Annotated in this window: 11 protein-coding genes; 8 read left to right on the plus strand and 3 right to left on the minus strand. The window is 42.4% G+C overall.

Annotation, left to right across the window (positions count from 1 at the left end; genetic code table 11):
* Positions 1-14 precede the first annotated feature (14 nt).
* On the minus strand, positions 15-164 hold the full coding sequence (gene scfA / locus H9647_RS18785; protein WP_160033811.1) for a six-cysteine ranthipeptide SCIFF: 150 nt from the start codon (positions 162-164) through the stop codon (positions 15-17).
* Between the two features lie 343 nt (positions 165-507).
* Between scfA and H9647_RS18790 the strand changes: the two genes are divergently transcribed.
* From H9647_RS18790 to H9647_RS18810, 5 genes are all read left to right on the plus strand, one after another.
* Positions 508-1851, plus strand: coding sequence for a Dyp-type peroxidase (locus H9647_RS18790; RefSeq protein WP_318245338.1), 1344 nt, complete (start codon positions 508-510; stop codon positions 1849-1851).
* A 24-nt stretch (positions 1852-1875) separates the two neighbouring features.
* The gene (locus H9647_RS18795; protein WP_191802839.1) at positions 1876-2370 is read left to right on the plus strand and encodes a hypothetical protein; all 495 of its coding nucleotides are present in this window, start codon (positions 1876-1878) and stop codon (positions 2368-2370) included.
* 62 nt (positions 2371-2432) lie between these two features.
* Entirely contained in the window at positions 2433-3368 is a 936-nt protein-coding gene (locus H9647_RS18800; protein ID WP_191802842.1) for a catalase family peroxidase, read from the plus strand.
* A gap of 240 nt (positions 3369-3608) precedes the next feature.
* Positions 3609-4226: a sugar O-acetyltransferase gene (locus tag H9647_RS18805; protein WP_191802844.1), complete on the plus strand. Its 618-nt coding sequence runs from the start codon at positions 3609-3611 to the stop codon at positions 4224-4226.
* A gap of 295 nt (positions 4227-4521) precedes the next feature.
* Complete coding sequence (locus H9647_RS18810; RefSeq protein WP_191802846.1) at positions 4522-6072, plus strand: acetamidase/formamidase family protein; 1551 nt, start codon at positions 4522-4524, stop codon at positions 6070-6072.
* A 55-nt stretch (positions 6073-6127) separates the two neighbouring features.
* Here the strand turns inward: H9647_RS18810 and H9647_RS18815 are convergent, their stop codons facing one another.
* Together H9647_RS18815 and guaD are read right to left on the minus strand one after the other, a co-directional pair.
* Positions 6128-7480 (minus strand): uracil-xanthine permease family protein, encoded by a 1353-nt coding sequence (locus H9647_RS18815; RefSeq protein WP_191802848.1) that lies wholly within the window; start codon positions 7478-7480, stop codon positions 6128-6130.
* Positions 7481-7519: 39 nt separating this feature from the next.
* Entirely contained in the window at positions 7520-8884 is a 1365-nt protein-coding gene (gene guaD, locus H9647_RS18820) for a guanine deaminase (protein ID WP_191802850.1), read from the minus strand.
* A gap of 399 nt (positions 8885-9283) precedes the next feature.
* On the opposite strand from guaD, the gene H9647_RS18825 reads away from it, so the two are divergent.
* The 3 genes from H9647_RS18825 to H9647_RS18835 are packed head-to-tail and all read left to right on the plus strand — an operon-like array spanning position 9284 to position 13570.
* Positions 9284-11089, plus strand: a complete 1806-nt coding sequence (locus tag H9647_RS18825; protein ID WP_191802853.1) for a cache domain-containing sensor histidine kinase — start codon at positions 9284-9286, stop codon at positions 11087-11089.
* Positions 11067-12263, plus strand: a complete 1197-nt coding sequence (locus H9647_RS18830) for a response regulator transcription factor (RefSeq protein WP_191802855.1) — start codon at positions 11067-11069, stop codon at positions 12261-12263. The genes H9647_RS18825 and H9647_RS18830 overlap by 23 nt, the downstream gene beginning before the upstream one ends.
* A gap of 29 nt (positions 12264-12292) precedes the next feature.
* Entirely contained in the window at positions 12293-13570 is a 1278-nt protein-coding gene (locus H9647_RS18835) for an ABC transporter substrate-binding protein (protein WP_191802857.1), read from the plus strand.
* Positions 13571-13606: the final 36 nt, after the last annotated feature.

Genomic DNA, 13606 nt, shown 5'->3' on the forward strand with positions numbered 1-13606 from the left:
AGTAATCAAGCTCCTTACTTGTTCATTGGGTTTTCACAACGCTGGTTAGCAACCCCGCAAGAAGTCTTGCAAGCGGATTGGCAAGAGGTTTGGCATGCGCCGCATCCGCCGTATTTTTCAGTATCCATTAGTCTGCGAGTACTTAGTGTTACGATTCTTTTCATCATGATAACTCCCTTGTCTTAGATTCATTCAAAAGTAACAAAATGATATGTACTTCAATGAGTTATGGTATCTATAACCAAGGAGGTATCTCAATCAAATAGATCACACCTAGAAATAATTAGTATGGAAGCTTCCTGAGAAGGTGAGTCGGTCCGTGAGGATCGGTTTTTTGGCATGTGATGTACCCCCGGAAGTAAGGGTTCTCACTCGTCTTGCACACCGGTATGTAAGGAGTCTTACCTGGTTAACTATCTGAGAGAGGTTTAATTAGATAGAAGAATTGATGAGGCAATGGCCCTCTTTTTAAACATTATGATTACGAATCTAAGAACGTAGGGAGGGGTGAACGTCATAGACACAGAACCGAAAAATCTAAATTACGATGACATTCAAGGAATCGTTTTACAAGAACGGCCAACCCCTTATGTAGGAACTTATGTACTGTTATCCATCGACCATTTGCAGGACGGGAAAGCGATGCTCCAGCGGCTTCTCGATGAAGTAACATCGGCCGGACAATGGAGTAAACCACACGAAGGTGCTTGGGTCAACGTTGGTTTTACTTATCGAGGGCTAGAGAAGCTGGGGGTTCCTCAGGATTCGTTAAACAGCTTCGACATAGAGTTTCGGGAGGGCATGGCTGCCCGGGCCGCAAAGTTAGGCGACGTGAACGAAAGCAGCACAGAACACTGGGAAGACCCACTCGGTACTGACAAAGTTGATGTGGCGCTTGCTCTTTTTGCATCCACTGAAGAAGCACTGCATCAAGCGGAAGAAGCAGCCCGCCGAATTCACAGCGACCTGCGTGGTATATCTGTCATCTACCGGCTTGAGGTCGGTATGAATCCAGACGGACGTACGCACCTTGGCTTCATGGATGGAATTAGCAACCCGAGAATTGAAGGAAATCATATACCAGGCGCAGTGGGGCAGGAAGGGGAGGTTAAAGCTGGTGAATTCCTGTTCGGCTATTTGAACGAATCCGGTACCATAACCAAGGGTCCGGAACCGGTAGAACTGGGTCATAACGGTAGTTACCTCAGTTTCCGTAAGCTCCATATGAGAGTTGCGGCTTTTCGTCGTTATTTGCGGGAGCATGCCGATCATCGGGACGATGAAGAACTTTTGGCTGCAAAAATGGTGGGAAGATGGCCAAGTGGTGCTCCTTTAAGTCTGGCCCCGGAAACGGATGATCCAGCACTCGGGGAAGATGTCCACCGCCGAAATGCATTTACGTACGCGGATGACCCGAAAGGTTTCAAATGTCCGGTAAGCTCGCATATCCGGCGTGCTTTTCCACGGGACAGCTTGCAAGATTCTGTAGTTAATGTGAACATTCATCGGTTGCTTCGGCGTTCGACGATGTATGGTCCTGTACTCCCTGAAGGGGTGATGGAGGATGACGGACAGGATCGAGGGATTATTTTTGCAGGGATATGCAGTTCATTGTCTCGGCAGTTCGAATTTATCAAGACGGATTGGTTAAATGGAGGCAATTTCGCCGGCATATCAACCGAAAAAGACCCGATTACCGGTAAAAATGAAGGGGAAGGGATATTTACGATTCCAGACAAGCCTATCCGCCACCGAGTAAAGGAACTTCCCAGTTTCTCAATTACTAAGGGCGGCGAGTACTTTTTCATTCCCAGCATGACGGCATTACGGTGGATGGCAGAGCTGGATTAACATCATATCTAAGGAGGAATTAACATGAAAGAAGGACAAAATCAGACGAATCCCATTACTAGCGCTGGACGAGCAGGTTTGCGGGAAGGTGAGATATCCGAACTTACGATCATTGCGCCGCTTAAAGAAGGGGGTGCAGATCGTCTTCGTGAGAAGTTGAAAAAAAGCGCTTCGAGACAAGCGGAGACAATGGCGCGGATCGCGACCGTTCACGATATGCGTTTTGTGATTTTTGATAACGACACACGCTTGCTATTTGCGACAGCATATGATGGCGATTGGGACAGTTATATCAATGATTTTGGAACCGAAATTCCGGATTTGTTAAATAACATGTTTAATGAACTGGTGGATTTTCCCGGAATTGAATCTGCGGAAGCAAAAGACTACATCGCCAAGTATCAGGTAACTGCGTCCGGTTGGTATAGTGCCTATCCTGATGCTACGGTCAGAGATATTTGGCGCGGTCAGCGTATTGTGAAGTCCTGGAATGATCTATTAGACGCTTCGCAAAGCTAGAAGAAGGGGGATGAATATATCCCCTTTTTTGTTTTTGATAAATTACAAAGAGGTGAACGAAAATGGATAATAAAAATGTTGAATCATCTGGACTTGCAGTTGAAGCCGTGGACTCTATTGAGGAAGTCGCAGGTAAATATCCAAGTTACCGACGTGCACACGCTAAAGGAGTCGTATATCATGCAGTATTCACTCCTAATGGACAAGCGGCGTCCTTAACAACAGCACCCCATCTGCAAAATCATGAGGTGCAAGCTCTCGTACGTTTCTCCAACAGCTCAACGAATCCATCCATACCGGATGTTTTTTCACCTGCGAAAGGGATGGCTGTTCAGTTTGAATTGCCTGATGGGGGTGTGACAAGTTTGGTTACTATTACATTGCCGATCTTTTTTGCCAAAACACCTCAATCCTTTATTGATATCTTAGGCACGATTAAAGAAAATTCAGTTGAGGGAGCGACAACGGCAGACAAATTTAAAGCGGTCATGGAGAAATATGAGGAAAGCCGAGCCGGGCTTCAAGCTGTGAAAATGCTGCAGCCTCCGCTCAGTTTTGCTACCAACCGCTATCATTCCATTCATGCTTACTATTTTATCAATAGCAATGGCGAACGGCAGGCTGTTAAATATGAGTGGGAACCAGAAGCGGGTCTGCATTATTTGACGAATGAAGAAGTCAAAGCGCAATCGCCCAATTATTTGGAGGATGAACTAGCCGAGAGGCTATCAAAAGGGCCTGTAGCGTTTCAATTATCTGTAGTTCTAGGGCAGGAGGGAGATCCAACGGACGATCCAACCTCTGCTTGGCCGGAGGACCGAGAACGGATTGTGGTGGGTGAGTTATCAATCACCGGTATAGCAGACGAGAAAGCTCAGGATCGTGTTTTTGATCCAACGGACGTACCAACAGGTATCGAATGCTCGAAAGATCCTATTTTAAACTTCCGCCACGATGCTTATGCGGTGTCACATGACCGCCGAAGTCAGGGCCAATAATTGTTATAAGCGAATCATTACATGAGGAATGTGCTAGAACAGACTATTTCTAACGATAGGGATGACCTTCCATTGAAGTGCGTCCTTTATCGTTAGACTGTTTTTATTTTAGCGATTTACTCATCGTAGGTACTTTCACTCTATTCGCAACTCAGAAGATATTCAGAAAGAGTTGTAATGATCCTGCTATTCAAGATAAGCTTTACCAGAGTACATATTCAACAAGAAAGGTGTGATCATATGAATATATATGAAGAAATGCATTCAGGCCAGATTTATAGCTGCACCGATGAAGAGCTGATGAAAGAACAAATGAAATGTTTAGAGAAGCTGTATGATTTTAATGCAACCCGTCCATCTGAAGGAGAAAAGCGCCAAGCGCTTTTGAAAGAGATGTTTGCTGAAATTGGAGACGACTGCTATATTGAGCCTCCATTTCATGCGAATTGGGGTGGAAAGCATGTGCACTTTGGAAGCAATGTGTATGCTAACTTTAATCTGACGATGGTAGATGATACGCATATCTATGTCGGGGATTATACAATGTTTGGCCCAAATGTGACGGTTGCTACGGGAGGCCATCCGGTTCTGCCTGAGCTGCGTGAGCCTGTAACACAGTTCAACTTACCCGTTCATATCGGTAGGAATGTATGGATTGGTGCGGGCGCTGTGATTCTTCCAGGCGTGAAGATTGGTGATAACACAGTGATCGGTGCAGGCAGTGTGGTAACTAAGGATATTCCAGCTAATGTGGTTGCCGTTGGGAATCCATGCCGTGTGCTTCGCGAAATCAATGAGCATGACAAGGAATACTATTATAAAGACAGAAAAATTAATATAAAAATGGATACCGTTTAGTAAAAACGAATAAGAAATTACCAACAAGAGAAGTCGCCAATAGGGCGGCTTTTTGTTGTCTTAAGATTAGAATTCCTTGGCTCAAACCACATTTTAGAAAAGCTCACATACTCGTATTTCCTCCTCATAATCACATATTTCATGCTTAGAACCCATCGAAAACAAAGTAGTTGATCAAAAATTAAATTCAGCCTAATAAAAATGTTTATATTGTTCATGGAAAAACCGTTTGATATAATCAATCCCATATTAAGTAAGAAAAAGTAACATATACTAAATATTGGGGAGATGAATTATGAAAAAACGTAATATGTGCAAAGTTTTCGTTGCTTTATCCTTGTTACTTTTGGTGAATCCGAATTATGGAGTTAGTAATGCTAACGCAGATAAGGTGAGTAGCATGCCGAAAACCCATTATCTCGCAGCAAATGCAGATAATATTCGCTGGGGGAACATCGGAGTAGGCAAGCCTGTCCTTACCGTAAACTCAGGAGATATTGTTACCGTCGAGGCGGTGACCCATCATTCCGGGGATGATTATGAACGAATGATTCAAGGGGATGAAGGAGTAGAGGATATTTACCACTGGAACGAAACGGAACAGAACGTGGCAGATCGTGGACCGGGCGTACATATTATGACAGGGCCGATTGCAGTCGAAGGAGCGGAGCCCGGAGATGTTCTTGAAGTGAAAATACTCGATATGAAGCTGCGTCCGAACGGGAATGAGCAGTATGCAGGTAAAACCTATGGTGCCAATGTTGCTTCGAGATGGGGGTACCTATACGGTGAGATGATCGAAGAACCAATCAAGCGCGAAGTGATAACGATCTATGAGATGGATTCCGCTGGGGGAACAGACTATGCAAAGGCATTGTACAGTTATAAATGGACACCTCAAACAGATCCGAATGGAAAGATACATCCAACGATGGATTATCCCGGCCTTATCGTTGATCCTGATACAATTGAAAGAAACAATAACGTTTTAAAAGATGTTCAGATTCCGGTAAGACTTCATTTTGGAACGATGAGTGTAGCACCGAAAGAAGCGGATATTGTGAATTCGGTTCCTCCATCCTATTACGGCGGTAATATTGATGATTGGCGTGTTACAGAAGGAGCTACTATGTATTATCCCGTTTCTGTTCCTGGAGCACTCTTGTCTATCGGTGATCCGCATGCAGGGCAAGGAGATTCAGAACTGAATGGAACTGCGATTGAAACTTCATTAACAGGCGATATTCAAATCATTTTACATAAAAAAGCATCGCTGAATAACAAGTTAAGCGGCCTTAACTTCCCACTGCTCGAGAATGAGAACGAGTGGGTGATCCATGGATTCAGCTATGCGAACTACTTAGAAGAGCTGGGAGAAAATGCTCAGCAGGATATTTATAATAAATCATCCATCGACAAAGCGATGAAAGATGCGGCCCTGAAGACGAAGGCTTTTCTGATGAAAGGAATGAACTTAACAGAAGATGAAGCATACTCTTTTATGTCCGTGTCCACCGATTTCGGTATAACACAAGTCGTGGATGCCAACTGGGGCATTCATGCGGTAATTCAGAAAAAAGTGTTTGGAGAATCAGAGCGTAAACTCGTACAGCTGAGAACAAGTTTTGAGCAATTTGGTTCAGTTGTGGAATGGAATCCAGCAACAAAAAGGGTTATGATCCGCTTTAATGGGAACTCACTTACTGCAACAATCGGAGAAAAGACAGCCGATTTTAATGGAGAGAGGATAAAGTTGATTGCCCCTATTGAGATGATTGATAATCAGGCTCAAGTTAGCGAGTACTTTGTTAGTTTTTATAAAGCCAAATTATCAAAGACTGAATAAAAAAATGCCCCCAAAGGATCAATTATATCCTTTGGGGGCAACTTCGGGTTTTAAATTACTTTGCACTTGGCAATATTTTATTGAGCACAATCGCGGCAACCGAGGCAACGAGAATTGGAGAGCCCAAGATATATTGCACGAAAGTAGGCATGGAAGATAAGAATTCATCAGGAATGAGCACTAAAGCGAGTGTGAAAATCATTGGAATCGCAATAATATACATTTCTTTTTCGCCCATAGTTTGATTCTTGATTACCTGCAGTCCGTTAATAGCGATGATTCCGCAGATGATAGCGAATACGCCGCCGATGACTGCAGATGGAATCGAAGAGATCAGCACAGCAAGTTTACTAAGACAACCGAAGAGGACAAACCATCCTCCTACCGCGAGAAAGACACGGCGGCTGGCAATACCGGTGATCGAAATAATTCCCGCATTTGTGGAATAACCAGTAACCGGAGTCGAACCGAGCAGGGAAGCAACCAGGCAGCTGATTCCTTCGCCAATTACACCTTGGTTAATGCTTTTATCCGTTAAGGGCCGATCAATTACGTTGCTGATGGCAAACCAAGTACCTGTTGTTTCTGCCATGAGTACGAGATAAACAATGACCATCGTAATAATCGCTGAAAGATTGAAAGAAAATCCGAAATCTTTAAAAGGAATCTGCGGCATGCTGAACCATTTCGCATTTGCTACCGCTGAAAAATCCAGGACGCCCATAAAGCTTGCTGCAATACATCCAGCGATTAACGCCATAAGTACGGATGTGATTCGGAAGAAAGATCCCTTTTTACCTAAAAGAGAACCAAGAATAACGAAAAACATAAGTACAGCACCGGTAATCAGCGCTAGCAGAACATTTTGCTGAATGGTAGCACCGGAAGCTTCATAGATATTATCTTGCAGTGCAACAGGCAGTAATGAAAGTCCTACGTTAAAGATAATCGTACCGCCTACGACAGGCGGAATGAAGTTTTTGACAATCGTATTATATACACCGGTAAATCCTAGTCCGATCACAAGTAGCGAACCGACCAAACTCGCACCGAGCACTGAACTCCAACCTAATTCCCCGCCGCCGCTAGCAGCATAAATACTGATGATCGCACCCAGCGGAACATACGAAGGTCCCTGGGCCATAGGCAGTTTCATACAAAAGTAGGATTGTACGATCGTTCCGATCCCCGCAGCAATAAAAGTAGATTGAATCAAAGCACTCGACTGATTGGATTGTAAACCAAGTAATATTGCGATCAGAAAAGGGACCACGTAGATATCCATAGCGAGTACGTGTTGTAAACCTAGGAAGGTAGATTTGAAGAACGGTACTTTCTCATCCGGTAAGACAGTTAGATGTTGTGATCTTATTTCCGCATTATCTTGATGCTCTACTTGTGTTTTCACTCTGATGTACACCCCGGTTTTTCTCTATTTTTTCAATTCTTAACGTGTATGAACTTTCTCGCCTTGTACCCAGACTTCACGGATATGTTCAGGCCTTACAAGGTACATCATTTTTTGGAAAACATCATGCAAGTCTTCATTTTCATTGAAAATAGGCAATTTAGCAGTGGGTAACTTCGTGTCAATTACTTGTACATCCCATACATAGTTTTCTTTAATACGGCCGATCGGTAAGCTTAAGCTCTCGCCGCCGCCTGCTGTAGCAAGATAGAACGCCTCATCAACGGTAATGCGGGAATTAGGCATACCGCGATCTTCGGCAGGAATGTTAGGGTTCACACCATCTTCAAGCATCCGGGAAGAGATAACGGCTTGTCTGATGTTATCGAATAGACTAGGTGAGAAACCGCCCGATATATCCGATCCGAGTCCGATCTCAACACCCTTGGAATGAAAATCTTTAACAGGAATTACGCTATTTGCAAAATAAGCATTAGATACTGGACAATGGGCAATCGCCGTTCCGGTCTCAGCGAATAATTTGACATCATCGTTATCCAGGAAATTGCAGTGAGCCATTACCGATTTATCACGAAGCAAGCCAAAATCATTTAGAGCAAAAGCATCGTTTTTATTAAAACGATCTTGTACATATCCATGCGCCCAATCACTTTCACTGCAGTGGGACTGAACATAAGTATCGTATTTCGCTGCGAGTTCTCCGAGTCCTTGTAAACCTTCATCTGTACAGCTTGGAATGAATCTTGGTGTCACAACAGGATAAACGCCTTGTTTGGTAGTTTTGGCTAGTTCCTGTACAGCGATAATAAACTCTTCCGTATCTGCTAAGGCTGTCTGAGTATCCGCGTCCCGATAGGTTTCTGGATTGCCCTCTGGGTCGTCCATCACTACTTTTCCGACGAGACCACGCTGACCTTTACTCGCACAAATCTCAGCTAACAATATACTTGCTTCTTTATGCACGGTTGCAAAATAAAGAGCGGTTGTGGTTCCATTGGCAAGTAAGGTGCTTACCACATCATTATAGACTTCCTTGGCAAAATCGAGATCTGAGAATTTAGACTCTAGTGGAAAGGTATAGGTATGTAACCAATCATAAAGTGGAATATCGAGTGCAGTTCCAGACTGAGCCCACTGAGGCGCATGTACATGCAGATCGACGAAACCGGGCAAGAAATATTGCCCTTCATCTACTGAATGGAAGTTAGGTTTTCCTTGATATGCATCTAGTAATGTTTGATATACTGGATCATTGGGTGCAACAATCTTTTCAATGATTCCATCTGTATTAATACAGAAAAGGTGATTTTTTAAAATTTCAATTTCTTTAGGAGACTTACTCGTAAACGCAGTGCCGTGAAATATTTGCATATAATTCTTCATTTTTACCGCCTTAATGTTCGTTTTTATGATGTATTTTGTTATTATAATCTGTGAAAAATGATTAGTCCATAATAAATAGGCGGATAGGTGTAAGCTTTAGTCTTATGAGCTGTAATTGATACAATGGTCGAGGTGAGTGCTAATTCTCGGATTTAGTGAACATTTAATAGAAAGCATTGTTTCATCTGAATCTTAATTGGGTAATAATGAACAAAAGTTTGTCCGGACCATAGTAATAGATATGCGAGTTTCGAATGAACACGCTATAAGGATACGTTATGAGAATAATAGAAACTTTTGTGAATACTTGCTGCATGCAGCAAGTATTTATTTGATTATACTGTCCACTTCAATCAACCAAACATTGGAAAATGTCTTCATATAAAGGAGTATGTATTGTTGAAAAGCATCCAGAATCGCTTACTAATCTTGTTGCTTGTTTTTATCATTCTTCCTTATTTCCTCTCCGTACTGCTCATCTATCGGCAGACGAAGGAAAATGTGGAACGGCATGAACTGGAGAACAGCACAGAGCAGATGCAGCAGGCATCTACGGATATAGCACAATATTTTGATAATATTCTGAATCTCCCTTATCTTTTATATCGAAATCCCGATTTGTTTCGCTTCTTTGAAGCGGGATTTGAAGACTCACCTTATCATAAACTGCGTGATATCAGAAAAGATATGATACATTTTTACCTGATGAGAAGTGAGTTTCGTCAGATTGGATTTTATATCGAAGCAGAACAGACCTCTTATTCCGTCTATAACGCTATGCTTAGTACGGGTAAACGGGATCAGGAACTATTGAAACAAGCTTCGATCCAGAAACTCATGAATTCAGAGATGAACTATGTTATTGAACCGCCTCATCCAATTGTGAACTATAACAATACTTCCATTTTGCCAGAATCTGATCAATCGGTGGTTCTTACCATTCACCATAAGATCATGGATACCCTGACGAATGAATTTCTTGGGATCATTACAATAGATATGGATCTGGATCAGATCGCGAGCCTGGCAAATCATGTGCTTGCAAAAAATGAAACGGTGCTCCTGACAGATGCAGAGGGGCACGTTATATACACAAGTAATGACAACTGGACAGGCAGGGCAGTTCCGGCGGAATTAGCGGATATCATCTATTCTTCTTCAGCGGGGGCAACCTTTTCTGATGGGAATATTATTTTTACTAACTCATTGCAAGGGCCAATTAAAGATTGGCATTTTACAAAAATCACCTCAAGCCAATTATTATTTGAGAGCGTGAGATCAACAGCCTACACAAACATCATCGTTGGTGTCATTGTGGGAGGTCTCGGTATGATTATGGTAGCCGTTATTTCCTACTATGTTACACGTCCGATCAAACTGCTTAGTCAAAAGGTACAGAGCATAGAGGCAGGGAATATGAATGCTCCGTTTAACGATAAACGAGAGGATGAAATTGGGATCCTGGAGCGAAATATCAAAGATATGATGAACCGAATTAATCGGCATATTGACCGGGAATACAAACTTGAGATAGAAAATAGGAAGAACCAGCATCGGGCGTTAAAGTCGCAGGTTAATCCGCACTTTTTGTTTAATGCATTGCAATCCATTGCTACGGTTGCTATTCTATCTGATTCACCTAAGGTCTACCAGCTCATCAACTCTCTATCTAAAATGATGCGTTACTCTATACGAATCGATCAAAAAGCAACGATTCAGAGTGAAGTAGAGTATGTCAAAGCCTATCTGCACCTTCAAGAGGAGCGTTTTCAGAATGACTTTAGTTACTCACTTGAGATTCCTGAAGAAATTCTTGATGTTCCCGTTCCGAGTATGATTTTGCAGCCACTCGTTGAAAACTTTTTTAAACATTGCTATGACAAGGGATATGAACAAGCCTGCTTACATATATACGGCGAAATTCAGGGCGAGAATATCCATCTAGTCGTTGAAAATAACGGAAACAGTATGACGGCGGAGGAACTGGAATTATTACAAAACAATATTTATGCAACCGCGAATGAAGAGAATTACTCACTAAAACATATCGGTTTAAAAAACATTCATGATCGCTTGGTTCTTCATTTCGATCAGTTAGCAGGAATCACAGTAGACAACTTGCAGGGAGAAGGATTCTCCGTACGGCTGGTGATTCCACTTAAGTACGAAGGAGGAGTAAGACATGAAGGCTCTAATCGTAGATGATGAAAACAATGTAAGAAAAATTATTCGTTTCTTGGGACAGTGGGAGAAACATGGAATCACAGACATATTTGAAGCCAAAAATGGGATCGAGGCGAAACAGATTATTGATCTGGAATGTCCAGAGATTATTCTGACCGACGTTAAAATGCCTAAAAATAACGGAATTGAATTAATCGAATGGCTAGGAGCCATTTCCTACCCGGGAAAAGTAATTATGATTTCGGGATTTGATGACTATTCTTATATGCGAAAAGCGCTTCAGCATGGATGCGTCGATTATTTAATGAAGCCGATCGAAGATCAGTTGTTGAATGAAGCTTTAACAAGAGCGGTAAATGCCTGGAAGCTGGAAGAGGAAGAACGCCGCAATGTAGAGTCGGGTTTTTATGAAGAGGTAAAATCGTTTCGTTTGAACAGAGAGATCACCTCCGCTTGTAACGGAGAAAGTTTCGATTTGGATGCAATAGCTTCCTCTCTTCCGCAAGCGGATGCGTACGATCTTACGTTAATGTATTTTTATCAAACGCATCACTCGGGACCTTACATACAGCATCTGAGCCGTGAACTAGATGCTCGAAGACTGGGGAATGCATATACCCTTCAGACTGATCCGCATGTGAGTGTGATTCTATCGGCGGTGGGTCAGTTCTTTGAGGTGGAAGAATGGATTACACAGCAGTTTGATATTCCCGTACGTTTGGTCAGTGGGTATTCCATCCGTTCATTACAAGAGATTGCATCCTCCTATCAATCTGCACAGAGGTCTATGGCAGAACAGAATTACAGAGCAATTCACCGTTTAGCAGATCTTGATGATGCAAGACGTATGCAAGATATTGTTACTTTTGTAGAAGAACACTATATGGAAGAATTAAGTTTAGATAAGCTATCAACTCGGTTTTTTCTAAGCCGTGAGCATATCTCGCGGCGATTCAAACAAAAGGTAGGGATGACGCTCTCGAGTTACGTAATCCAGTTACGAATTAATCAAGCGAAACAGTGGTTAATTGAAACGGACGAGAAGATGTACTCGATTGCTTTGAAGCTCGGATACCAAGATGAAATTTATTTTTCTAAATTGTTCAAAAAGCACGTAGGTAAGACACCGATTGAATATCGAAATATAGAGCGGCAAAATAGGATAACCGGCGAGATCAGAATGGCAAATGTATAAGTATATACAACGGAAGTAATGGAGGAAACATGAAACGAATAGGAATTCTGATTATGGCAGGGTTTATTACCCTGTCTCTTTCTTCATGTGGAAGGGACGTCGTTTCACAGAAGGAAGCAAAACCTCTTGTAGCAGAAAAGACAATTACTCTGGAAATCCTGAATCCCAAAGTAGAAATTGCGACCGAGTTCGAGAAGATGGCAGAAGTATACGAAGAGGAAAATCCAAATGTGAAAATTGAGGTTTTAACTTACGGCGGGGGTGCAAGCTACCTTAGTGAATTGAGAGCGAGATTTGCTGCTGATGCAGGTCCAGATATTTTTCCGAACGGTGGCTACGAAGAAGCTAAGGCATGGAAAAGGTATCTAGAGGATTTATCTGATCAGCCATGGGTGGATCAAGCCTATGATCAGGCACTTGAGCCGATGACAATAGATGGAAAAATATATGGAATGCCGATTAATTTTGAAGGCTACGGCTTCATCTACAATAAGGACCTTTTCGCTAAGGCCAAGATTGATACACTTCCTACTACATTTACCGAATTAAAAAAGGCGGCTGAAAAATTACAGGCCGAAGGGATAACGCCTTTTACCGTGGGTTACGGAGATAATTGGTTTTTTATCCTCATGCTCAATATCGCTTTTGCTCAGCAGGACAACCCAAACGCTTTTATTCAAGCTTTAAATGAAGGAACACAAACCATCCGTGGGAATAAAGAGATCAAGGATGTTATTCGAATGCTGGACCTCACCATGGAGTATGGTAACTCGGATTATGAGACGATTGATTATAATACCGAGGTAGAGCGGTTTGCAACAGGTAAATCAGCGATGTTGAAACAGGGCAACTGGGTGGAGTCTAAAATCAGGGAAATATCACCCAATATAAATATTGGATTTATCCCTATGTCGATTAATGATCATGCGAAAAATGATGCTCTGCCAATCGGAGTTTCGAATAACTGGGCTGTGAATAAGCTGTCTTCACCCGAAGAGAAAAAAGAAGCAAAGAAGTTTTTGAACTGGATGGTATCTTCGGAACAGGGAAAAAAGTTCATGAAAGAGCAATTCCATTTTATTTCTGCATTTAAAAATATAGAAACGGATTACTCAGAATCGCTCGTGAAGGATCTAATGCGTTATGTAGAGGATAAGAAAACCTTGTCCTGGAATTGGTTTAAGTTTCCGGAACAGACAAGGGATGAGTTCGGATACGCGATGCAAGCTTATGTTCGGAAGCAGATAAGCGGAGATCAGCTGCTCGATGAGCTCCAATCTTCATGGGAAAAGTATGCGAATAAATAGACAAATCAATATAAGCCGCAAAAAGCATCAATGTAA

Source organism: Paenibacillus gallinarum (genome assembly GCF_014836635.1).
In the GTDB taxonomy this organism is placed as follows: Bacteria; Bacillota; Bacilli; order Paenibacillales; family Paenibacillaceae; genus Paenibacillus; species Paenibacillus gallinarum.